The sequence below is a fragment of the Streptomyces hirsutus genome, from assembly GCF_001418415.1.
GTDB lineage: Bacteria > Actinomycetota > Actinomycetes > Streptomycetales > Streptomycetaceae > Streptomyces > Streptomyces hirsutus.
Window position 1 is genome coordinate 1 of sequence record NZ_LIQT01000175.1, and the last position, 22,554, is coordinate 22,554.

The 22,554-nt window shown below is 70.7% G+C and carries 20 protein-coding genes and 3 pseudogenes; 10 read left to right on the top strand and 13 right to left on the bottom strand.

All coding sequences use genetic code 11. The features are described 5' to 3' along the window. Positions 1-359 precede the first annotated feature (359 nt). Together AOK11_RS39835 and AOK11_RS14120 are read left to right on the top strand one after the other, a co-directional pair. Positions 360-741, top strand: a pseudogene (locus AOK11_RS39835) (vWA domain-containing protein); the annotation flags it as partial. Positions 742-850: 109 nt separating this feature from the next. Further along, complete coding sequence (locus tag AOK11_RS14120) at positions 851-1,300, top strand: SDR family NAD(P)-dependent oxidoreductase (protein WP_079034831.1); 450 nt, start codon at positions 851-853, stop codon at positions 1,298-1,300. Here AOK11_RS14120 and AOK11_RS14125 read toward each other — a convergent pair. The 6 genes and pseudogenes from AOK11_RS14125 to AOK11_RS14145 all read right to left on the bottom strand — a co-directional run bounded on the left by AOK11_RS14125 (position 1,278) and on the right by AOK11_RS14145 (position 5,433). Beyond that, positions 1,278-2,177, bottom strand: a complete 900-nt coding sequence (locus tag AOK11_RS14125) for a bifunctional helix-turn-helix transcriptional regulator/GNAT family N-acetyltransferase (protein WP_055594057.1) — start codon at positions 2,175-2,177, stop codon at positions 1,278-1,280. The two genes, AOK11_RS14120 and AOK11_RS14125, sit on opposite strands and share 23 nt — an antisense overlap. A 445-nt stretch (positions 2,178-2,622) precedes the next feature. Further along, positions 2,623-3,252 (bottom strand): hypothetical protein, encoded by a 630-nt coding sequence (locus tag AOK11_RS14130; RefSeq protein ID WP_055594058.1) that lies wholly within the window; start codon positions 3,250-3,252, stop codon positions 2,623-2,625. A 407-nt stretch (positions 3,253-3,659) separates the two neighbouring features. After that, a complete protein-coding gene (locus tag AOK11_RS42820) occupies positions 3,660-3,953 on the bottom strand; it encodes a hypothetical protein (protein WP_157869358.1) in 294 nt (97 codons plus the stop codon). A gap of 153 nt (positions 3,954-4,106) precedes the next feature. After that, positions 4,107-4,235: pseudogene (locus AOK11_RS44875) on the bottom strand (IS5/IS1182 family transposase); the annotation flags it as partial. A 225-nt stretch (positions 4,236-4,460) separates the two neighbouring features. Next, positions 4,461-5,153 (bottom strand): type 1 glutamine amidotransferase domain-containing protein, encoded by a 693-nt coding sequence (locus AOK11_RS14140; RefSeq protein ID WP_055594060.1) that lies wholly within the window; start codon positions 5,151-5,153, stop codon positions 4,461-4,463. Between the two features lie 49 nt (positions 5,154-5,202). Continuing rightward, the gene (locus tag AOK11_RS14145; protein ID WP_055594061.1) at positions 5,203-5,433 is read right to left on the bottom strand and encodes a Rossmann-fold NAD(P)-binding domain-containing protein; all 231 of its coding nucleotides are present in this window, start codon (positions 5,431-5,433) and stop codon (positions 5,203-5,205) included. A gap of 317 nt (positions 5,434-5,750) precedes the next feature. Between AOK11_RS14145 and AOK11_RS14150 the strand changes: the two genes are divergently transcribed. Continuing rightward, positions 5,751-6,659: a helix-turn-helix domain-containing protein gene (locus tag AOK11_RS14150; protein WP_055594062.1), complete on the top strand. Its 909-nt coding sequence runs from the start codon at positions 5,751-5,753 to the stop codon at positions 6,657-6,659. 72 nt (positions 6,660-6,731) lie between these two features. Here AOK11_RS14150 and AOK11_RS14155 read toward each other — a convergent pair whose 3' ends face one another. Continuing rightward, a complete protein-coding gene (locus AOK11_RS14155) occupies positions 6,732-7,643 on the bottom strand; it encodes an NAD-dependent protein deacetylase (protein WP_055594063.1) in 912 nt (303 codons plus the stop codon). 652 nt (positions 7,644-8,295) lie between these two features. On the opposite strand from AOK11_RS14155, the gene AOK11_RS14160 reads away from it, so the two are divergent. Both AOK11_RS14160 and AOK11_RS14165 read left to right on the top strand, forming a co-directional pair. Then, positions 8,296-8,805, top strand: coding sequence for a hypothetical protein (locus AOK11_RS14160; protein ID WP_055594064.1), 510 nt, complete (start codon positions 8,296-8,298; stop codon positions 8,803-8,805). Between the two features lie 157 nt (positions 8,806-8,962). Further along, positions 8,963-10,390, top strand: a complete 1,428-nt coding sequence (locus AOK11_RS14165) for a flotillin family protein (RefSeq protein ID WP_055594065.1) — start codon at positions 8,963-8,965, stop codon at positions 10,388-10,390. 314 nt (positions 10,391-10,704) lie between these two features. On the opposite strand, the gene AOK11_RS14170 is transcribed toward AOK11_RS14165, so the two are convergent. Next, complete coding sequence (locus AOK11_RS14170) at positions 10,705-12,120, bottom strand: FAD-binding oxidoreductase (protein WP_107098585.1); 1,416 nt, start codon at positions 12,118-12,120, stop codon at positions 10,705-10,707. 635 nt (positions 12,121-12,755) lie between these two features. Between AOK11_RS14170 and AOK11_RS14175 the strand changes: the two genes are divergently transcribed. Further along, a complete protein-coding gene (locus AOK11_RS14175; protein WP_055594067.1) occupies positions 12,756-13,967 on the top strand; it encodes a cysteine desulfurase-like protein in 1,212 nt (403 codons plus the stop codon). Positions 13,968-14,839: 872 nt separating this feature from the next. On the opposite strand, the gene AOK11_RS14180 is transcribed toward AOK11_RS14175, so the two are convergent. Then, positions 14,840-15,121, bottom strand: a complete 282-nt coding sequence (locus tag AOK11_RS14180) for a hypothetical protein (RefSeq protein WP_141666071.1) — start codon at positions 15,119-15,121, stop codon at positions 14,840-14,842. Between the two features lie 658 nt (positions 15,122-15,779). Between AOK11_RS14180 and AOK11_RS14185 the strand changes: the two genes are divergently transcribed. The 3 genes and pseudogenes from AOK11_RS14185 (at position 15,780) to AOK11_RS43420 (ending at position 17,159) form a co-directional block, all read left to right on the top strand. Then, positions 15,780-16,505 carry a zinc-binding dehydrogenase gene (locus tag AOK11_RS14185; RefSeq protein WP_079034830.1) on the top strand — a complete coding sequence of 242 codons (726 nt, stop codon included), beginning with the start codon at positions 15,780-15,782 and terminating at the stop codon, positions 16,503-16,505. 199 nt (positions 16,506-16,704) lie between these two features. Beyond that, positions 16,705-16,906: pseudogene (locus AOK11_RS39840) on the top strand (IS5/IS1182 family transposase); the annotation flags it as partial. Positions 16,907-16,985: 79 nt separating this feature from the next. Further along, positions 16,986-17,159 carry a hypothetical protein gene (locus AOK11_RS43420; protein ID WP_167353794.1) on the top strand — a complete coding sequence of 58 codons (174 nt, stop codon included), beginning with the start codon at positions 16,986-16,988 and terminating at the stop codon, positions 17,157-17,159. A 192-nt stretch (positions 17,160-17,351) separates the two neighbouring features. Here the strand turns inward: AOK11_RS43420 and AOK11_RS14190 are convergent, their stop codons facing one another. The 3 genes from AOK11_RS14190 to AOK11_RS14200 all read right to left on the bottom strand — a co-directional run bounded on the left by AOK11_RS14190 (position 17,352) and on the right by AOK11_RS14200 (position 20,235). Continuing rightward, a complete protein-coding gene (locus tag AOK11_RS14190) occupies positions 17,352-18,227 on the bottom strand; it encodes a CAP domain-containing protein (RefSeq protein ID WP_055594069.1) in 876 nt (291 codons plus the stop codon). A 615-nt stretch (positions 18,228-18,842) separates the two neighbouring features. Then, entirely contained in the window at positions 18,843-19,376 is a 534-nt protein-coding gene (locus AOK11_RS14195) for a TetR/AcrR family transcriptional regulator (RefSeq protein ID WP_055594070.1), read from the bottom strand. Between the two features lie 22 nt (positions 19,377-19,398). Next, positions 19,399-20,235: an alpha/beta fold hydrolase gene (locus AOK11_RS14200; protein WP_055594071.1), complete on the bottom strand. Its 837-nt coding sequence runs from the start codon at positions 20,233-20,235 to the stop codon at positions 19,399-19,401. A 421-nt stretch (positions 20,236-20,656) separates the two neighbouring features. Between AOK11_RS14200 and AOK11_RS14205 the strand changes: the two genes are divergently transcribed. After that, positions 20,657-21,154, top strand: a complete 498-nt coding sequence (locus AOK11_RS14205; protein ID WP_055594072.1) for a GNAT family N-acetyltransferase — start codon at positions 20,657-20,659, stop codon at positions 21,152-21,154. A 154-nt stretch (positions 21,155-21,308) separates the two neighbouring features. Here the strand turns inward: AOK11_RS14205 and AOK11_RS14210 are convergent, their stop codons facing one another. Next, positions 21,309-22,523: an amidohydrolase gene (locus AOK11_RS14210; RefSeq protein ID WP_063793474.1), complete on the bottom strand. Its 1,215-nt coding sequence runs from the start codon at positions 22,521-22,523 to the stop codon at positions 21,309-21,311. Positions 22,524-22,554 lie beyond the last annotated feature (31 nt).

Here is a 22,554-nt window from a genome sequence, read left to right on the forward strand (position 1 = left end):
CCGCCTCCCGCGAGCAGCCCCTCGCCCGCGCCCGATCCGTCGGCAACACCCCGGCCCGTCAGCCCTCGTCCCAGCGAAGAGGCCCGGACCGACGGCCCCGACGCCCCGACGCCCCGACCCACCGCCGCGCCCAGCGCACCACCGGTGACGGCCTCGCCCTAGCGCGGCGGGGCGGGCCCACCTGCCGGAACCGGGCAGATGACGCCCGGGCCCGTCGCCACGTCGGTGTGATGGACCTGCCCTCCACGGCCGTCTTCCGAGATTTCGACTTCAAGTTGCCCGTCGTCGAGAAACTCATGTACCGGAAGGGGACATCGGCCCCGGAGTTCGGTCTGGAGGCGCACCTGGGGCAGCAGGGGCCCGCCGGCATCGACCGGGTCCTCGACTTCGCGGAGACCTTCCTCGGCGGCGGCACCAGCTCCCGGACGCCCCTGACCGCGACCGCCGAACTGCTGGAGGAGTTCGACGAGGCCACCCGCGCGCGGCGGCATCGTGATGCTCACCGACGACGACTGCGGCGTCACCGAGGAATGGATGCGTGGCTGGAACCACGCTGAACGACTGCCGGGCTTCCGCGTCTTCGGCGTGGCCGCCGGATCCCCGCCCGCCGCCGAAGACGGCTCGGTCCCGGACGCCCTGTGCGACAACCTCCGCTCGATCGAGGACCTCACCGACGTCCGCGCCGCCACTGACCTCTTCCGTGTCATCCGACCCGGCCGAAGACGGTCGCTCCGGCCCTGAGGCCGACAGGTCGCAGGGGCGGCCCTGCCCGCCGAACCGGGACATCACAGCATGGGCCGGGACCTGTGCGTTTGACCCTCTCCCCGCGGGAGAGTCCATGGTCGCGTGCATGAACGACAACGATTTCGACGGCCGCGTCGCGGTGGTGGCGGGCGGCAGCAAGGGAACCGGCCTGGCGACGGCACGCCGGCTCCGGGACGCGGGGGCGCGTGTCGTCACGCTCGCCCGTACGCATGCGCAGACGCACGACTTCCCGTTCGTACAGGCCGACCTCAGCACCCCCGGGGGCGTCGCCGAGGCCGCCGGGGGAGTGGCCGAACTCGTCGGCGCCCCGGACATCCTGGTGCACGTCGTGGGCGGCTCCCACGCCCCGGCCGGCGGCTACGCGGTCCTCGACGACGACCTGTGGGCGGAGGAGCTCGCGCTCAACCTGCTGTCCGCCGTCCGGCTGGACCGCGCGCTGGTCCCCGCCATGGTGGCCCGAGGGTCCGGTGCCGGAGTACAGGACGCGCGCCTCCTGCCCGTGACCCGCGCCGTCATCCTGCCGAGGGTGCGATGAGCCGCTTCTCGAACCAGTGCTGGGCGTACGGCTCGTCGTTGAAGGCGGCGACCTCCTGGAAACCGCAGGAGCGGTACAGGCCGATCGCGGCGTCGAGGACGGTGTTGGTGTCCAGGCGCATGACCTCGCGGCCGTGCCGGGAGGCTGTCGCCTCCAACTCGGCCAGCAGCCGGCGGCCGAGACCGAGACCCCGGGCGTGGGGTGCGACCCACATGCGCTTGACCTCCGCCGGCGCCCCGGGCGGCAGCTTCAGGCCGGCGCAGCCGACGAGCTCGCCGTGCAGGCGGGCGATGAGGAACAGGCCCTGCGGCGGGGAAAGTTCCGTGGCGTCGGGCAGCAGGCTCCGTGCGGGGTCGAAGCCGGTCTCGAAGCGTTCCCGCAGTTCGGCGAAGTAGGACAGCAGACAGTGCTCGGCGTCGGGGTGGTCCGGGGCTACGACGTCCAGGGTGACCGTCGCGGCGCTCAGCAACCGGTCGACCTCGGCCATGGCGGCGACCAGCCGGGCGCGCTGGGTGCTGTTGAGCGGTCCCAGGAGGCGGCCGGCCAGGTCGTCGCTCCGACGGCCGAGTTCGGCACGCCCGGCGCGGCCCGCGTCGGTGAGCCGGACGGTGCGCACCCGCCTGTCCCGGGGGTGCGGCTCCACGCCCACCAAGCCGTCGGCCTCGAGGGAGCGCAGCAGCCTGCTGACGTATCCGGAGTCGAGTCCCAGGCGCTCGCGCAGCCGCCGTACGTCCTGGCCCTGCTCGCCGATCTCCCAGAGCAGCCGGGCCTCACCGATGGGCCGGTCGCGGCCCAGGTACTGATCGTGAAGCACGCCCACACGTTCGGTGACGGTGCGGTTGAACCGCCACACCTGGTCGATTTGTGCCGTATCCATTCTCTGATGTCAGTCAGAGGATTCTGGCGACGTCGAGAGGATTCCTCTCATGCCCGGCGGGGGCCGGCCGGGCGTGTGCCGGCGCCCTGCCCCCGCGAGGCCTTCACGGGGATCTGGGATCCACCTGTGCGAACAGCTCCGGCTGCGGCTGCTGTGCGCGGCTGGTACGCGTAGCCGGAACGCACAGCAGGAACACCGCCTCGTGGGAGTGGGAGCCGATCCAGTACTGACACTCCCTCAGGGTCCTGTATTCACAGGGAGTTTGCTGCTGGACGATGTCCGCACCGCGTGAGAGCCCGAGCCGTTCGGTGAGGGCGGGGAAGCGCGCTTGTCTGCCGTTTGCCGACCGTGACGAGTACCGTGTGGCCCGCGTGGCCAGGGCCTTTGGCGCCTGTTACGAGAAGCGCAGGCCGACTGGGGGCTCGATCCGCCATCGGACGCCCTGTCATTCAGCTGATTCGGATCCGGTCTCGGATGCGGGCGTCCGCGTGGGCTCGGGGGAGTTGGTGTCGGTGTAGAAGACGGAGTTTCCTTGCTTGGTGCGCTGAGCCTGGCTCCTGGCGACGAGATTCTCGAGGGTGGTGCGCACGACGGTGGTCTTGATGCCGCGGTCGGGGTGGGACTGGCTGAGTGCCGTGGTGATTTCCGCTGCTGAGCGCGGTTCGCTCTGTTCGGTCAGGTGGCGGCCGACGAGTTCGATCAGCGTGGGCTGAGCCGTCTTCCGGGCAGTATTCCCGGCAGTGCGCTTGTCGGCGGCCGGCTTCTTGTCCGTCGGCTGTTCGGCTGTGGCCTTCCTCGTCTGCTTTCGAGGCTCAGCAGGGGTCTTCTTCCGGGGGGAGGGCACCGTAGTGCTGCCGTTGTTCACGGGCTTTGGCGCCGTCGCTGCGATGCCGAGGGCCTGTTGCATGCTCACCAGAATCGTGTGGTCCTGCTGCAGGGAAGCCAACTGCTGCTGCAACGCGGTGATTTCCGTGGCGATACGTTCTTGCTCCTTGGCATTGTGTTCGAGGTCGCCGGCTACCTGCTTGGCGTACTGCGACGTCAATCCGGTGAGTGAAGTTGTGCTGTGGGACATGCGCTCCTCCTTGTTTCGTTGCCGGGGCAAGCCCTGGTCAGTGGCAGAGCAGGGCCGGGACGGATGCTCCGGCTGCGGGAGTCCTGGGCAGTGATGATACTGGCGAGTAGACATCTCTCTACTTCGTGAGCAATTCCTTATGTGAGTTGGACGGCTTTCTGCTCGCCCTTGCGTGAGCCGCTCCTTCACGGAGTGGGACATCCCGAACCGGACACGGCATGACGCGTCGGGACGGGAGAACGCACGGGGTGGAGCAGAGGGTTGCCCCTCGGCCGTGCGTAGCCTCTCGGCTGTCACGGCGCAGTGGGGGAGTGCGTGCTGTGAGAGACCACTGCCCGCTTGTGTACCACCGGTCTTCAGGAATCGTGCCGTAAGGTCGCCGCGAATCGGTCGGGCGGCACCGGTCGTCAATACCGCACGCGGCTTTCCCGGTGCTCCTCGCCGAGTTCCGGGTGGAACATCATGTTCCCGTTCTTGGCCGTCGTTTCGTCCGGTGGGTTGTGGCCCGGCATCCGGGACGAGTCGAGCCGGACGGCGCAGGCGCTGCCGGTATCGGAGGTTCTCTGCTTCGTTGAGCAGCGGCAGGATCTGGTCCAGCTCGGAGATGCGGGGCGCAGGACCCTCTGATGTTCTGCGTCGAGGGAGCCGCCGTTGTTTCGCCGGACGGACGCGTGGCCGGCAACGTCGGCGTCGAGCACCACCGGGTCAACACCTGCCCGCTTCGCACCGCGTGGTCCGGCGGGGAAAGGCGTGTTCAGGTGTTCCTGCCACAGGCGGGCCACGGATCAGGTTCAGCGATTTCCTTCAAGCGGCTCATCATCGTGCGGGGTTCCGCACGACGAGTGCTGATTTCTGCTGAGGGTGCGGTGGCGGATGAAGGTCGAGGCCATGCCGGCGAAGGCCAGGAAGTGTCCGGCCTTGCGCTCGTAGCGGTGGAGGAGCCGACGGCAGCCGACCGGCCAGGACACGGTCCTCTCACCCACCCGGACGACCGGTGGACCCGCACCGGCACTCTCCTTCTCCATACCGGCCGCCGGCCTGCTTGTGCAGGGGGTGTCCCACCAGAACTCTTCGTTCCTCCGCGGGATCATGAAGGCCGTGGAAAAAGGCCAGAAGCGGGAGCTGCCGTCCTCGGAACGCTCGCGCGAGACCGGGAACGGCAGCATGCCGATGTACTGCTCGAGGCATGGTGCCCCGGGCGTGTGCGTTCAGCCGAGGGCCGCGATCATGTCCTCGGCCATGCGGGCGCTGGACGCCGGGTTCTGCCCGGTGAACAGGTTGCCGTCCCGCACGGTGTGCCGCTGGTAGGCCGGCCCGCCGATGTGGTCGGCGCCCCTCTCCCGCAGTCGGGCGGCGAGCAGCCACGGAGCACCTTCGGCCGTTCCGAAAAGTTGTTCCTCCTCGTCGGTGAAGGCAGTCATCCTCCGGCCGGCAAACAGCCACTCGCCCTCCGTGTCCACGGCGCTGAGCAGGGCGGCCGGGCCGTGGCAGACGGCTCCGATGATCTTCCCGGACGCGTCCGCGGCGGTCAGCAGACGGCCGAGGTCGGCGTCCTGGTGGAGGTCGACGACCGGGCCGTGGCCGCCGGGCAGGACGATCGCGACGTAGTCGTTGACGTCGACCTCGTCGAGCTTCAGCAGGGGGCCGAACTCCCGCAGGGCCTTCTCCGCGTACTCCACGTAACGGGCGCAGTCCACCCCGGCGATCTCCGGGTCGGCGCTGTGCCTGTCGAGCGGCTGCAGCACTCCGCCCGGCGAGGCGAAGTCGACCGTGTAGCCGCCCTGGACGAACTTCTCGTGCGGAGCGGCCAGTTCCTCGGCCCAATAGCCGGTCGGGTACGCCGAGCCGTCCGTGCGTTCCCAGACGTCGGCAGCCGACATGATGATCAGGATCTTGCTCATGGGGCAGTTCCTCTCCGTGGTGGTGCGGTGGGAGAGCAGGTGGTGGGGGTCAGGTGATGGCGGGGAAGCCGGTGGTGGGTGCGGTCTCCGCGGTGGCGTCCAGGTTGGCCTGGAGGACCTGGAGGGCCTGGACCTTGGCGGTGGCGTAGGCGTGGGAGTCCGAGCAGAGGATCTGGCGCATCGGGCCCTGGCCGCTCACGGCCCGGTTGATGATCGCTTCGGGGCCCTTGGCCGGGTTGCCGTGCCGGCTGCCGTGGAACTCGAGGCGGTTGTCGACCATCTCGCGGACGAACGCGTCGTCGCCGCGACACTGTCCCCACGCTCCAGCGGCTGCCTGACCAGGTCCGGTCCCAGGCCACGGGACGTACCGGTCACACACCGGATCACAGAGCGGTCAGTGGGAAAAGCCATGGTCGTCCACACCTCGTAACGGATGTCGGGGTCCGCCCCGAGCGGTTTCTCGGGATCGGCACATTCAGCGTGGTCCACCGCATCCCCCCGTGGATGCGCATATCGCGCCCTGGGAGGGCGCGGACGGAGCGACCCAGGACTCCCAGGGCCAGTCAGGAACGCCCGACATGGGAGAGACTGGTAGGCGTGGCTGAGACCAATCGTGAACTGGCCGACTTCCTGAGACGAGCCCGAGGACAGGTCGATCCCTCCCGAGCCGGCCTCCCCCCGGACAGCCGGGTCCGCCGCGTGCCGGGCTTGCGCCGCGAGGAGGTCGCCCTTCTGGCCGGAGTGTCGACCGACTACTACGCCCGCCTCGAACAGGGCAGGCGCATCACACCCTCATCCGCCGTGCTCGAGGCCGTGGGCCGTGCCCTCAACCTCGACGCCGCGGGGAAGGCCCACCTCCGGGACCTGATCGGGGTGACCACGGTGCCCGCGTCGGCCCGCCGGCGCCCCGTCGGGGTCCAGCGCGTCCGACCGGGCCTCTACCAGCTCATCGATGCCCTCGACGGTGAACCCGCCCTGATCCTGGGCCGTCGTACCGACATCCTCGCCGCCAACCGGATGGCACGCGCGCTCTTCGCCGACTTCGAACAACTGCCGCCCGGGCAGCGCAACTACGCACGCTGGATGTTCCTCGACGGCCACACCCGCACCCTGTTCCTGGACTGGGAGGAACAGGCACGCGCCGCGGTCGAGAGTCTGCGACTCGAGGTGGGCCGGGACCCCCACGACCGGGCCACGACGGCGCTCGTCGAAGAACTGCGCGAACGCAGCCCGGAGTTCGACCACGGGTGGCAGCAGCACCGCGTCCACCAGCGCACCCACGGATCCAAACGCCTCCACCACCCCCTCGTCGGTGACCTCACCGTCGCCTACGAAACCCTCACCCTGCCCGGAGACCCCGACACCACCCTGTTCCTCTACACCACCGAGGTCGGGTCATCGTCGAAACGGGCTCTGGATCTCCTCGCGAGCTGGACCCTCACGGGTTCGAACCCCGAACCGGAGCAGCAACGCCACAGTCGGTCCGACCCCGCCCAGGACCATTGAGCACGCTCGGCGTTGCGGCTCTGCGTCGACAGGAGGAGCCGGCTCGAGGAGTCCGTGGCGTTCCCTCCGCCGTCATGGCTTCACCCGGTCCGTCGACCCGTCGTCGACGGGAATGTTCAGCTGGTCGGCCAGTGTGGTGAGGGCTGTGCCCAGGGGGAGTGCGACCCGGGTGGTGGCGTGTCGGTCGCCCCGGGTGGGGTCCCGGTTGACGATCAGTACGGGCTTGTCGGCCCGGGCCGCCTGGCGGACGAAGCGGAGCCCGGACATCACCGTCAGTGAGGAGCCCAGGACCAGCAGGGAGGTCGCCTCGCGGACCAGTGTGCGGCAGTGCTCGACCCGCTGTGGCGGAACGGTTTCGCCGAAGAACACCACGTCCGGTTTGAGGACGCCGCCGCAGACCGTGCAGGGCAGCACGCAAAAGTCCTTGGCCTGGTCGTCGGTGAGGTCGGCGTCACCGTCCGGGTTGATTGCGGCGGCCGCCGGCTCGAAGCCCGCATTGGCCTCCTCCAGCCGTCGGGCGAGTTCGCCGCGGGGGCTGAGGATGCCGCAGGAGAGGCAGACGACCCGGGCCAGGCTTCCGTGCAGTTCCACGACGCCCTGGCTGCCGGCGGCCTGGTGCAGGCCGTCGACGTTCTGGGTGATCACACCCGTGAGCAGGCCGTGCCGCGCGAACCCGGCCACGGCCCGGTGTCCGGCGTTGGGGCGGGCGCGGCCGAAGGTGCGCCAGCCGAGGTGGCTGCGCGCCCAGTACCGGCGTCGGGCGTGGGGGCCGGCGGTGAAGTCCTGGTAGGTCATCGGGGTGTGCCGGCTCAGGCTCCCGCCCTCGCTCCGGTAGTCGGGGATGCCCGACTCCGTGGAGATGCCCGCCCCGCTGAGGACCAGCACGCCGCCGGTGCTCAGCGCCTCGGCGACCGGCTCCAGATCCGTGGTGCCCGGCAACGGATCCTCGGCGGGGGGCCAGTTCAGAGTGGGGCGCATGCGCATACCGCCAGGGTACGGAACAGGCCGTCACCACCCGCCTGCGCCGTCCGTGACGCCGTTGCGGCCACCTCTGCCGGTCGCGATCGACACCGATGCGATCGCCCGCCTCTCCCCGGGCCGCCCCGCCTGCACGTCCTGCCGCACACGTCCGGGGGCAAGCCCGCACCCGGCACGTTCCGCCTCGGCGTCCGATTCGGGACGCTCAAGCCCCGAGGCATCCGGGCCGCGCTGCGGGCTGAGGAGCAGCCCGACGAACACGGCGACGGGTTCGACCTCGCCGACCTCTTCACGACCGATCCGACGGTCGGGAAGGGGGGCAGCCGATGGCGGCGGACTCGCTCGGTGACGGCCCGCACCGAGGACGACGCCCATGGCCCCCGGTGCGTCCCAGGGACGTCGATCCTGCCGGAGTAGGGCAACGGCTGCGTGCCCCCGGCTCCCCGCCACGCCCCGGGCCGAGACGCGAAGGACTGCGGGACGCGCGCCTCGCGTCCACGCGGCCCGTACCGCGGCCGAAGCGGGAGCGGAACCCCGAGGTCCGCTGGAAGGCGGCATTAAGAACGCGTAAAGATTGCCGGGTTCCGGCAATGTGTTCGAGCCGGGTTGTATGGGAGTATCCGGATGCGGGAGATCATCGAGTGAAAGCGGGGCCCGAATGGACTGGTTTGTGGGTCTCGGTATCGCGGGACTGGTTCTGCTGCTGTTCTCACTGATCTTCGACGGGATCCTGGAAGGCGTGTTCGGCGGCGTGCTGGACGGGCTGTTCGACGGGCTCCTGTCACTGCCGGTCATCGCCGGGTTCGTGTCCATGCTCGGCTTCGGCGGCGCGATCGTCCTCGGGACGACGGACCTGGGGGTCACCGGAGCGACGGCGGCCGGCGTCGTGGCCGGGGCCGCCGCGGGGTGGCTGACCTGGAAGCTCAGCCGCGCCCTCATGCGGGACCAGACCGCTGCCACCCCGCGCGGCGGAGATCTCGTCGGCACCTCCGGCTCCGTGGTGACCGCCATCCCGGCCGAGGGATACGGCGAGGTGCTGGTGTATCTCGCCGGGCAGCCGCTGAAGCTGGCCGCGAAGAGTTCAGGGCCCATCGCGCGGGGCGCCGAGGTCTGGGTGGAGTCCGCGTTGTCCACGACATCGGTGGCGGTCCGGCCGGTCGAGCGCTGACCGGTACGTCACCGCGGCGCGCCGCCCCACCCGCCCGCCTCTTCCGTTTCCGCGGTCGGCCTGTCTCCCGCGTCTCCTGTTTTCGCGTAGCCCACGTTCACGTTCGATCCGAACCACATCGCCGTCCCCCGGGGAGGGCTGAGGGGATTCCATACATATGAGTTCTGTACTGATAGCAGTGGTAGGAGTCGTCGTACTCCTGGTCCTGCTGGCCCTCGTGGTGGTCACCCGCTACAAGGTCGCGGGCCCCAGCGAGGCGTTCATCGTCACCGGCCGGCGCGGCAAGAAGTCCACCGACCCCGAGACCGGCCGGATCTTCACCGACAACAGCGGCCAGAAGGTCGTGGTCGGCGGCGGTGTCTTCGTCGTGCCCTTCGTCCAGCAGAAGTTCACCCTCGAACTGTCCAGCCGGCACATCCCGGTGGCCGTCCGGGGCGCGGTCACCCTGCGCGGGGTGAAGGCGAACCTCGAAGGTGTCGCCATCGTCAAGGTGGGCGGCACCGAGGACTCGATACGCGCCGCTGCCCAGCGTTTCCTGGACCAGCAGAACGGCATCGTCGGCTTCACCCAGGAAGTGCTGTCCGGCGCGCTGCGCTCCATCGTCGGGCGCATGTCCGTCGAGGACATCATCCGTGACCGCGCCGCCTTCGCCGGACAGGTCGCGGAGGAGGCCGAGGCCAGCCTTTCCGGGCAGGGGCTCGTGCTGGACGCCTTCCAGATCCAGGACATCACCACGGAGGGCTCCTACCTCGAGGACCTGGGCCGGCCCGAGGCGGCCCGCGCCAAGCAGGAGGCCGACATCGCCGAGGCCGTCGCCCGGCGGGCCTCCGAGCAGGCCCGGCTCAAGGCGGAGGAGGAGATCGCGATCGCCCAGCGGACCTTCGCCCTGAAGCAGGCCGAGATCAAGGCCGAGACGGACGAGGCCGCCGCCCGCGCCGACGCCGCCGGCCCGCTCGCCGAGGCGGCCCGGCGGCAGGAGGTCCTGCAGGAGCAGGAGAAGGTCGCAGCCCGGCAGGCCGCGCTGACCGACCGCGAACTGGACACCAAGGTCCGCAAGCCCGCCGACGCCGCCCGCTACCAGGCCGAGCAGGAGGCCGAGGCCCGTCGTATCGCCTCGGTCAAGGAGGCCGAGGCGGCTGCCGAGCGGGCACGGCTGACCGGTGAGGGCGAGAAGGCCCACCGCGCGGCGCTCGCCGACGCCGTACGCCTCGAGGGTGACGCCGAAGCCGCCGCGATCGCCGCGAAGGGCTCGGCGGAGGCCGACGCCATGCACAAGAAGGCCGACGCCTTCGAGCGCTACGGCGACGCGGCGGTGCTGCAGATGCTGGTCGAGGTGCTGCCGCAGGTCGTCGGCAAGGCCGCCGAGCCGCTGGCCGCCGTGGACAAGCTGACCGTCATCTCCACCGACGGCGCGGGACAGCTCACGCGCACCGTCACCGACAACGTGGTCCAGGGCATGGAGCTCCTCAACTCCGCCACCGGCGTCGACCTCGCCCAGCTCCTCCAGGGGCTCACCCAGCGCGGTACGTCGACGACGCCGGCTCCCGTGGAGCCCGCCAACGGCAAGGTCGACATCTCGGAGTGACGTCCCCGGTGTCGGAGCCCGCACGCCCCTTCCGGCGTCCGGGCTCCGACGCCGTGTGCACGCCATGGAACGACGCGGAGAACTCCGCCCGGGCAGGTGGGACCCTGCGGCACGTACACCTTTCGTCAAGAGAGCACGGGCTCACCTCGCGAGGCCGGTCGTCGGTCGAGTGGTGCGGCCGGCGGCTGCCGGGGGCTTCGCCGGCCGACGCAGTTGTTTTAAGGGGTGGCTTCGGCCCGCTCCTTGCACTTGGCGGGAACGGGGAAGTCCACGTGCACCCGGTCCTTGAACCCCTTCACCCTCTGTTCACAAGCTCACGGCCTGCCCGCGGCCGGTGCGAAGAGGCCCTCCGGGTCGTACGCGGCGCGCGTGTGCTCGAGCCGCTCCTCGTGCGAACCGAAGACCGCGCCGCGCAGCTCGTTCGCGTCCTCTCCGAGCCCGGCGAAGTTGAGGTACGTCCCGCCGCTCGAGAACCGCTTCATCGCGTCCCACGCCGAGCGTGCCCATCCGATCGCGGTCTCGTCCAGCGCCGGGTCCCGCCAACCCGCGTCGATGCTCACGTTGTAGCGCGCGGACCTGTGAGCGAACGCGCTGTCGTCGGGGCCGACGCGCGCCACGGCGCCGCCCAGGGTGCGCACGACGATCAGGCTCTCCGGAGTCGGCCTCCGGGAGTACCACTCCACCAGGGTGCTGATGGCCTCGTCGCTCAGCTCGTCCATGAAGTGCGACTTCATGAAATAGCGTTCACCGTCGGGGAACCGCCAGGTATTCGCGCTCTGCAGCGCGACGTAGGGAACGGTTCCGCTCAAGTCCATGAGCGGTGGCCCCAGTTCGCGTTGCGGCGCCAGCGCGGCGGTCGCAGCGTCGCCCGGCGGGCCCCCGTACACGGCGCCGACCATCACACAGTTCGATCGGTGCAGTTCCTGCGGGATCGCGGGGTCCGCGGGGACGCTCCAGAGCAGGAGTTCCGGCGTGACCGTTTCCGGCGCGGTGTACGTCGCGTCCCGCCAGGCCCGCAGCACTTCCTCGGCACGCTCGTAGGGATGGAGAACCAGCACACCGGCCACCTCGGGCCCGAGCGGGTGGAGGCCGAACTCGAAGGACGTGACGACTCCGAGCCCCCGGCCCCCGCCGCGCGCCGCCCAGAACAGCTCGGGTTCTTCCTCCCGGCTCACCGTGCGTACCGCGCCGTCCGCGGTGACGATCTCGAGCGAGCGGACGCTGTCGCAGCTCAGGCCGAACGTCCGCATCACAAAGCCGAAGCCGCCGCCGAGCGTGAGACCGGCGATCCCGGTGGCCGAGATCTCCCCGCCCGGCGTGACCAGAGCGTGCAGCTGGGTCTCGCGGTCGAACTCACCCCAGGTCACACCCGCCTGGGCCCGCGCGGTGCGGGCCGTGGGGTCGACGTGCACGCCCTTCATGCGCGACAGGTCGATCACCAGCCCGTCGTCGCACACCCCGCTGCCCGCCACCTGGTGCCCGCCCCCGCGGATGCTGACGAGGGGACGGTGCTTGCGCGCGACCCGTACCGCCTCGACCACGTCCGCCGTACCGGAGCACTGGGCGATGAGCGCGGGGCGACGGTCGATCAGCCCGTTCCACACGGCCCGGGCCTCGTCGTAGCCGGGGTGCCCGCGTTCGATCACCTCGCCCTGGAACGAGGAGCGAAGCTCGTCCGCCAGCGCCTGAGCAGCGGCGGTCGACAGTACGGCCCCTTGCCTGTCCGGCATGTGCGTCACCTTCTTAGGGGTGCGCTGCTTGCTGCCGCTGTCTCGTTTCACGCTAGTCCGGAGTGTTCGGGCCCGCATGCCGACCCGACGACTCCTGGGGAAGCACCGAGGCCCATCGTCACCACTGGGTGCGTTGCTGCGGCGCTTTCCGTGGGCCGACCACACGATGACCGCCGACGCGCCGCTGCGAACGGCACGGCGGCCGAGGCTCCGCAGGAGGGCCGCGTGACTCTGCCGCGTCACCCGTCGCCGACACACCACCCGCCCGCTACGACGACCCGCGGGCCCTGGTGACCCACCGCGCTCTCAAGCGGCCGCCCCAAGTGAGCAACACCCACGGCCGCCCCAAGTGAGCAACACCCAGGAACCGATCGACCGCGCCGTACGGACGGTCGACCACGACAGCGCCACCGGCGACCGCACTCGGCACAGTCCCGAAGGACGGTGACCGGCCACGGAGCGGGACGAGGCCGGGTCCAACTCGTGATCGTCTGCCTCTGTCCTGCTCCGGCCGGGGACGACAGAATCGGGGACAGGACCGACCGGTGGGCAGTCACCCACGCCGGGGCCCTCTCCTTCGGCCCGTACCGGGGCAGGAACCGCGGGAGGGAACCCTCGGACGAACAGGAGCTCTCGTGACGTACGACGTCGAAACCATCCGCGCGCAGTTCCCCGCACTGACCGCCGGAACAGCCCACTTCGACGGCCCCGGCGGCACCCAGACCCCCCGGCCCGTCATCGAGGCCGTCTCGGACGCGCTGAGCAGTCCGCTGTCGAACCGGGGACACGGGACGATCGGGGAACGCAACGCCGAGAGCATCGTCACCGCGAGCCGGCAGGCGCTGGCCGACCTTCTGGGAGCGGACCCGGCCGGGATCGTGTTCGGGCGCAGCGCCACGCAGCTCGCCTACGACTTCTCGCGCACCCTTGCCAAGACGTGGTCGCCGGGGGACGAGGTGGTCGTGACCCGGCTGGACCACGACTCGAACATCCGCCCCTGGGTCCAGGCCGCAGCCCGGGCCGGCGCCACCATACGCTGGGCCGACTTCGATCCGGCCACCGGGGAACTGACCGCCGACGACATCCGGGCAGTGCTCTCGGAACGCACCCGGCTGGTCGCTGTGACCGCCGCCTCCAACCTGATCGGCACGCGTCCCCGGATCGCCGAGATCTCCCGCCTGGTGCACGAGACGGGCGCGCTGATGTACGTCGACGGTGTGCACTACACGGCTCATTCCCTGGTCGACGTCGAGCAGCTGGGCGCGGACTTCTTCACCTGTTCCCCGTACAAGTTCCTCGGTCCGCACCACGGAGTGCTCGCCGCCCGGCCCGAGTTGCTGGAGACACTGCATCCCGACAAGCTGCTCCCCTCCACCGACGTCGTTCCGGAGCGCTTCGAACTCGGCACGCTGCCCTACGAGTTCCTCGCGGGCACCCGTGCCGCCGTCGACTTCCTCGCCGGACTCGACGCACGCGCGTCGGGCACCCGGCGTCAGCGACTGGCCGCGGCTTTCACGGCGCTCGAGGGACACGAGGAAGACCTGCGGGCCCAGATCGACAAGGGACTGAGTGCCCTCGACGGTGTCACGGTCCACTCCCACGCCACCGACCGTACGCCCACCCTGCTGCTGACCGTCGACGGTCGCAGTACGACGGATGCCTGTCGGTTCCTCTCGGAACGCGGTGTCCACGCGCCGTCCGGGTCGTTCTACGCGATCGAGGCCTCCCGCAGGCTCGGCCTCTCGGACACCGGAGGGCTCCGTGTGGGCCTCGCCCCCTACAACAACACGGAAGATGTGGAGCGGCTCCTGGCCGGCCTGTCCGATTTCCTGGCCGGGCCTTCCTGACGCCCGGCTTCCGGACCCCGCGTACCCGGACGGTCGAACCCGTGGCCCACGGACCGCATGTAACGCAGACCGCACGGAGGAAGGGGGCCGGGTTGCTCTCCAGGTGGTGCCGGCGGCACTCGGGCCGGGGGGTCGGCCCGGCCCTTCCTGATGTTCTCGATCCTGAAGTTCGCCGGCGTCCTTTACCTCTACCTCGTCCACCTCGGTGTTCCATCCTGGCGGCGCCGCAAGCTGCTGGTGGGCGCAGCGGCGGACCGCGCCGACAGCGGGCCGTGCGGGCCGGGCCTTGTGGAAGGGCTTCATCGTCGAGGTCGGCAATCCCATGGGTCTGCTGACCTTCGGTGCGGTGCTGCCACGGTCGCGAGCGAGACGGGTGGAATGAGAGGGCAAGGGCTTGACTCGCTGATGCGGTGTCGGGCACTGATGGCGCGTCAGTTCGTTTTCCGGGAGAAACAGCCGGCCGTGCGGCGCAGGATCTCACGCTCCGGCTGCCGCTCCTTCTCCGCTTTCGGACATCGTGCGTTCTCTGCCCGCGCCCGGACCGGTTCCTCCCCCGAGCTTCCGTCGGCGCTAAAGTGTTCGGATACCTGGGAATCGTCCTTGCGGGCCCGGGGCCGCAGTGAACGGCCAGGGTGTCCACTGCGAGGGATCAGCTTCACGGTTCGCCCTGTGTACGGACGAGCCGTCACCAGGTGGCCTGCGCTCGCCCGCGTGATCCGCGCCCTCACCGTGTCGGATCGGCCGCGAAGTCGGTCACCGAGAGGCCGGTATCGGCCGGCACGGTGTTGCGGGTTTTCTGGTGGGGGAGAATTGACACGACCCGGGGAAGGCGTTTCGGGCGCCTTCCCCGGGTCTTGGTGTCCTGCTGTGGCTTACGCCTTTGCGGCGCGACAGGCGTTGTCCGCGATGAGCGCCGGCACGGATGACACGTTCATGAGCAGAACGCGGCACAGGAGCTGATCGGCCGGGAGGCCGGAACCGCCGATCGTGCAGGCGAGGTTGGTGTCGGTGCTGGAGTAGCCCTGGGACGCGAGGTAGGACGTGCAGTCGCTGGGCGCGGCCTGCGCCGAAGGCGCGGTCACCAGCATGGTGCCGCCGACGGCGGCTGCGGTGACCACCGCAGCCGCCAGACGAGCGCGAAGGGGACGCCTCATGATTCCTCCCGAGGTGAGCGGAAATCCCGGAAGAGGACCCCTCCGGGATTGCTCTAAAAGGTAAGCGCACTTACCGATGAAATGAACAGGAAGCGCAGGGAGTGGATTTGGCCCAATGGGCTCGGCGTAAGGAAATGGCCTCTGCAGAGAACTCGGGGAAGAGGCGCTTTCCTGTGCCTCCCGGTATGCCTGTGACGCCTAGGGTGGAGGAGGTATTCGAGCGATCGGATTGTGAACTCTGAACGGAAGAACCGATCGGAGGTGATCGAATGGTTCATCATGCCCGTCATGGCTGATTGGCCAACTTTGTATGGTGCCGGCGCAGTCCGGAAACAGCGGCACTTCACCTTCCCCAGGATTCAAACCCAACAAAGGGGAGCGTGTGAAGCACTGAACGGCTGGCAAGTTGTAAAGGAGCGCAAAAGAGGCATCGCCAGTTCCGCCAGGGGGAGTGACTCATGGTGGCGGAGTGGAAGAACCGCCCCGAAGGGTTCGAGCGGGAGGCGGCGGAGCCGGCACGGTCGTCGGGGCTTGAGGTCCGTCCGCGCCGGGACGCGCTCCGTGGCCCCGGCATGTGTCGTGAGCAGGCGGTTCGGGCCGCTTGACCGGCCCGTGCCGCGTACCCGGCCGAAACGCGCACCACCGCGAGGAGGACGCCATGCCCGAGACCGAAGCCGCAGTCGTCCGTCCCGGCACCGGGACCTTCGCCCGGGAGACCCTCCAAGTGGACGAGCCACGTCCCGACGAGGACGAACTCGCTCCGCCGGCCCCGGTCGGCTGCGGCATCCAGACCGGCGCGGGCGCCGTCCTCAACGAGCTGCGGCCCGGCACCGGCGGGTCCGTCGCGATGTGCGGAGCCGGGGCCGTCGGCCTCTTCGCCGTCATGGCCGCCGCCCTCGCCCCGGCCGAGAAGATCATTGCCGTCGCCATCGTTCCCTCGCGGCTGGAACCGGCCCGAGAGCTGGGCGTCACGCACACGATCAACGGCAATCAGGAGGACACCCCACAACGACTGCGGGAGATCACCGGCGGCCGAGGCGTGGACCGTGCCCTGGAGAGCAGCGGTGTCCCGGCCCTGCTGCGCCAGGCCATCGACTGCCTGGCGCTCGGCCACGGCACGGTGGCGGTCGTCGGCGCACCTCCGGTCGGCACGGACGGCACGTTCGACGTCAACTTCCTGCTCAACGGCCGCACGATCCGCGGTGTGACCGAGGGCGACAGCGATCTGACGGCGTTCATCCCCGCCCTGGCCAACCTCTACCGCTCGGGAAGACTGCCGTTCGACCGCATGGCACGCCTGTACGAGCCGAGCCGGATCGACGAGGCGGCCGCGGAAGCGACGGGCGGTCAGGTCCTGAAACCGGTGCTGCGATTCGCGGACTGACGGCCACCGCCGAGCGCGGACGGCAACACATGAGCGGGAGAACCGCCCGGTCCCCGCAGGCGCCGTCGAGGGGGTGATCGCAGGGCGGTGGAGGACGGGACGTGCCTGACGAGACGCTGTTCGCATCCGCTTGCCGCCAGGTCGGGATACGGCCGTGGGTCGGTGCCGTCCGACCAGGGCGCCGGCCCCCGGGTAACCGACCACCGGCCTCAAGCGCCCACCGACGGCGAACCCAACCCACCCGGCGCACTGTCAACCGCGCGCTCGCCCGGTCCCGTGCACCCCTCGAGCGCGGCATGGCCCGACTGAAGTCCTCGCGGATCTTCCGCAGGTCACGCATCACCCCGAACCGGATGACGCCAATCGCCGCAGCCAACTTCTCCCCGTGGAGGAGATGCTGAAAGAGCTCAGTCGCCGCGCCAGGCGTGTGAGGGTGATGTCTGGGCATACGGGCTTCACCCTTTGGAGAGGAGCCTGTTCATGCTGGGCATAGTGGCGGCGGTACTGTTCTTTCTCGCGTTTTTGATCAACGCGGCGGACATCGGCACCAACGATGTGTTCTCTTCGGTGAATGTGATGTTGCTGGGGCTGACTGCCCTGGCTCTGCATGTGGCGGGAATCGGCTCCGGCTGGGCTTCCAGGAGCCGACGCTGACCTGGATCCCCCGCTCGCTGCCCCGGTGACGGGGTGCTCGGGGCCACGCCACCACCCTGAGCACCCCGTCATCCTTCGGGGGCAGTTGTGCTTCTTCACGCCAAGCTCAACCACCTCTGGTGGGACTGACGCGTCGCTCGTCGTGCACGTCACGCCGACGGCAGGCCACCGAGGTGTGTGAGCGTACGGCGCCTACCGGGCCGTGCCGAAGTTCTGGGTCCAGTAGTCACCGGGCTGCGCGAGGCCGACGCCGATCTCCTTGAACGCGCAGTTGAGTATGTTTTCCTTGTGGCCGGGGCTGGCCATCCAGCCGGCCATCACCTGCTCGGGAGTGGAGTAGCCGTAGGCGACGTTCTCGCCGTAGGTGCTCCAGCTGTAGCCGGCACGTGTGATGCGGTCGTCGGGCGAGGATCCGTCCGAGCCGGTGTGCGACATGTTGCCGCTCGCCGCCATGTCCTCGCTGTGCTTCTGCGCGGCCTCGGTCAGAGTGGTGTTCACCGCCACCGGGGAGCAACCAGCCTTGCTGCGCTCGGCGTTGACGATTTCCACGACCCTGGCGACGGCTCCGGAAGCCTCGGGGGCGCCCGTCGCGGCGGGACTCGAGGCACTGGCGGTGGGCTCGGGGCCGGCCGTAGTGGGCTTCGGCGCCGCGGTGGTGGGGTCCGGAGCGGCCGCGGTGGGCTTCGGGGCCGTGGCGGTGGGCTTCGGAGTCGTGGCGGTGGGCTTGGAGGTGGATGTCTGGAGGGCCGTCTTCTTCGGCTTGTGCCACGGCTTGGCGCTGCCGTGCCGCGGTGCCCCGGTCTTCGAAGCGCTCGCGGTGGCGGTCGGTGTGGTCGACGGCGCCGCTGTGGGCTCGCTGTGCTGACGGCTGTTCCCCTGGGGGTGCCGGCCGGCGTCGTCCCACCTGTCCTCGGCCGTGACCGGGGTGGCGGTGTCCTGATACTGCCGTTGCCCGCTGTCGGGCCAGTCGGCACAAGCCATGGCGACCGAGGGTATGCCTATGACGCCCATGGCGATTGCCGTGACGATCGGCCGACGGTAGCGCTGCTGATGACGATGCTTTCCCATGTGTGTCTCACCCCTGCTGTCCGGAGGCTGGTCATTCTTGGGACCGTCCGGCACCGGGCGCAAAGGGCCTTCGCACTACTGCGCTTCGTAGCTCTGCGAGGTCCTTGCGGCGGGCGGGAGAGCGTGCCGACCTGCTCGCGACGGGCCTCTCGGGGTGACTGCTGCCTCGTCAGGAGTCTCTGCCCGGCGGAGGAACCGTGGCTCTCGGCTCCCCACCGGATCACCACCCGCCTCGGCCCATCCCACGTTCACGGCAAGCCGGACAAATCCTTTATGTCGCCGGAGCGGGTCCTACTAAGCGGCACGGATAGATCGGGACGCGGCGTGACGGATGTCACGGAATCATGCATTCCGGAACGGTGCCGGAAGTCGAGGAATGCGCCCGCAGGACGCAGGACGCAGGACGCGGGACGGCACTCCCGCCCCCCTCGCAGGCGGTGGATGTTCACGGGCGTCACATCTCGTGAACATCCGCGAGTCTCAATAACGCCAATGGCTGTCCAGAACTCGCCGGGTGTTGCCGTAATCGAGGTGCAGAGGGCGTCGGCGGCGGGAGGCGGCTGCGGGGCGTTCTCGCGTCCGCCGGGACCGAAGTGATCGACGGCGGCGGCGTTTTCACATGGTTCGCAGGCCCCGGTCGGCGAAGGCGATCAGCCACTCGAAGCTCTCGTCGATGTCGGCGCTCCACTGGAAGCCGTTGGCCGCCTGCAACGTGGCGAAGCCGTGGCAGAGGCTGCGGAGCATGCGCAGGGCGTGGTCCACGTCGGACTCGTCGATCTCGTAGCCGCGCAGGACCGCCGTGAACGCGCCGAGCAGCCGCTGCCCCGCGATGGCCAGCGGGTCGTCCGGGCCGGACGGCTCGACGCCGATCGTCGCGGCGTACCGGCCGGGGTGCTCCAGGACGAAGGTGCGGAAGGCGCGCGCCGCGGCCGCCAGGGCGTCACGGCCCGCGTACCCCTGGATCGCGCCGCCGACGGCTTCGGCGGCCTCGCGCAAGGCCAGGACGGCGATGCGCCGGTTGAGGTCTTCCTGACCGCCCACGTGCTTGTACAGGGACGGGGTGCGCACGCCCACCCGTGCGGCCAGCAAACCCATCGTCAGGTTGGCCAGGCCCACTTCGTCGGCGAGGGCGGCGCCGGCCGCGACCACGCCCGCCGGGTCCAGGCCGGCCCTAGGCACGAGCGGTGTCCGGTCGGAGGAAGGCGAGCATGAGCGAAACCACCTGGTCGGGGAACTGGTCGTGCGGGTAGTGCCCGGCGCCCTCGATCATCTCGAGGTGGCCGAGGCCGGAGGGCAGGCCATCGACGATGGCCGAACCCTCGGCGTGCGGGTCGGCCCAGTCGGGGTCGAGTGTGCCCATCACGACCAGGACGGGGCAGCGGACGTTGCCGAGCTGCGCGCCGGCATCGGTCGGGGCGCTGCGGCCCATGTTCTGCAGGGCCTTCATCCGGCCCGGCTCGCGCATCAGGGCGTCGATGCGGCCGAGCCGCTGGGCCCAGTGGGCCGGCTTCACGCCGGGGTAGGCCAGGTCGAGGTACGAGCGCCACAGCGGCACGCTGCCGAAGACGCCCGTGCCGAGCAGCCGCAGCATGCCCTGCCGGAAGCGCTTCACCCGCACATCGCCGAGGCGGAGCGACTGCTTGCGGGTGAACGGCGCCAGCTCGACCACCGCGGTGATCAGGGCGGGCTCCTGTGCCGCGGCGATGGTGGCGGCGCCGCCGGAGACCGAGTGGCCGACGAGCGCGGCCGGGCCGCCCAGGTGGCGGATCACGGCGAGCAGGTCACCGGCGATGGCGGTGCGGCTCCAGGCCGGCCAGTCGGTGCCGGACTCGCCGCAGCCGCGCAGATCGACCGCGGCGACCCGGTAACCCGCGGCCACCAGCTGCGGGACCACCGCACGGTAGGCGGCGCGGCTGTCGCCCATCCCGTGCGCGAGGACGATCAGCGGGCCGGACCCCGCCACCTCGTAAGCGATCGTGCCGCCGTCGACGGCGAGGTGCTCGGTCATGACATTCCCCAGACGTGGCTAATAGTGTTAGCTGAAAGCTAATCTCGTTAGCCGCATCTGTCAACGGCGAAATCTCCGGCGCGGCTACGAGAGGAGGCGAAGCGCCGCCACGGAAGGGGGCCGGGCCCGGGCCGGGATCGAGAAGGAGGCGCTGGGGACGTTCCCGAGGGCGCCGAGGGCTCGGCGACGGTGCACTGGGGAGGTGCGGCGAGGGGGGCGAATGCGCGGTCTGACGCGGCCTCACGCCCCACCGGACGGCGGCCCCGCCCCAGGGCCGCACATCATCGTCGCCCGATCAGCGCGCCCCCGGGGTGAATTTCTGCTCGACAGGCGGGCTTGTCGAAGCCCGGTGGTCGTCCGCCATGGCGCCCGCACCTATTCCGGTGGGCGATCCGGTCGGCCGACTGTAGCCTCGGCGCCCATGAGTTGGCTGCCCGACGACTTCGTCCACCCCGTCCACGTGCCCGTGCCCGGCACCGCGCTTCACCTGCGGCCGATCCGCGAGGCGGACACCGCGATCGACTACCCCGCCGTGATGGGCTCCCGAGAGCGTTTGTGGGAGATCTTCGGCCCGGCCTGGGGCTGGCCCCAGGAGACGATGACCTACGAAGAGGACCGTATCGACCTGCTGCGGCACGAGAAGGAGACAGCCGCGCACCAGTCGTTCAACTACGCGCTGCTGGACGAGGAGGAGACGGCGATCCTCGGCTGCGTCTACATCGACCCGCCTGAGCGCACCGGCTCCGACGGCGACGTCTCCTGGTGGGTGGTGGACGATCTGGTCGGCGGCGAGGCGGAGCGCGCGTTGGACGCGCTGGTGCCGCAGTGGATCGCCGCCGACTGGCCCTTTCAGCAGCCCCGCTGCCTGGGCCGCGACATCAGCTGGCAGGAGTGGCTCGAGCTGCCGCATGCCTCGTGATAAGTCCGGGGCGGCGCCGGGATCGTTGCTCCGAAGACCGTCCGACCGTTGCGTGGTGTGCCGTTGACAGGTGCCCAGCGGGCGCGGGGCGACCCGTTGCTCCCTGACCGGGCCCCGCGTCGCGGTGGCCCGGTCAGGTCCCGGCCGTGAATCGTCACCCGTCGGCGAACCGGTCCACCGCGGCGGCCGCCAGCGCGCCGATCGCGGGTCGCAGGGCGCTCCCGACGTGCGGGGCGAAGAAAGGGGAATGGTTCGGGGCTGGCGCGGCCTCGGCGCCGCCCGCCATCGCCCGGTGCCACTCCCGCGCGCCCACCACCCCCAGCATCCAGTAGACCAACGGGACTCCGTGCAGGCCGTGGACGGGAGCGCCGGCGTCCCCGAACAGCGGGAAGTCCTCGGTGGCCATCGAGCCGGGCCAGTCCAGTACCCGCCCGGCGCCCAGGAGCGCGGAGTGGGCCCGCCGTACGGACGCGGCGCGGCGCGGGTCGCACAGCAGAGCCGCGGAGCGGGAGGAGACCGTCACCTCCGGCTCGTGCGGCGCTCCCGCGGCGGCGCTCTCCGCGAGGACGACGCGGCGCACCGCGGACAGCGCCCGCTCCAGGGACGCATCGTTCGCCGCGCGCAGCGCGATGCCCAGCCGGGCCTCCTCGGGGATGACGTTGGCGGCGGTCCCGGCCCGAAGGGTGCCCACCGTCAGGGTCACCTGGTCGGCGGGCGCGGTCTCGCGGGCCACGACGCCCTGGAGCCGGGTCACCACATGGGCCGCGGCGACCACCGGGTCGACCGCCAGGTGGGGGGTGGCGACGTGGCCGCCCCGCCCGTGCAACAGGACGTCGAGCACCGCGCCGGCCGCGGTCATGGTCACCCGCTCCGGCGCGTGCGCGACCGTGCCCGCGGGCAGCGGTGCGGCGTGCTGGGCCAGCACGACGTCGGGCCGGCCGAACCGGTCGTACAGACCGTCCCCCAGCATGGCCCCGGCCCCGCTCAGCGTCTCCTCGGCGGGCTGCCCCACCACCACCAGGGTGCCCCGCCACCGGTCGGCCAGACGGGCCAGCAGAGCGGCCGCACCGGTGGCCGCGGCCATGTGCAGATCGTGGCCGCAGGCGTGCATCGCGCCGTTGCGGCCGGCGTACGGCAGTCCGGTCCGCTCCTCGACCGGGAGCGCGTCGAGTTCGGCCCGCAGCCACACCCGGGGACCGTCCCCGTTGCGCAGGACGCCGACCACGCCGTGGCCGCCCACCCGGGGGGTCACCGCGCACCCGGCCGCCTCCAGGGACCGGGCGAAACGGCCGGCGGTGCGCTCCTCCTGCCCGGAGGTCTCCGGATGCGCGTGCAGGTCCAGGTACAGGTCGAGGGCGGGCCGCAGCACCTCCCCGGCGTGGGCGAGGAGACCTTCCGAG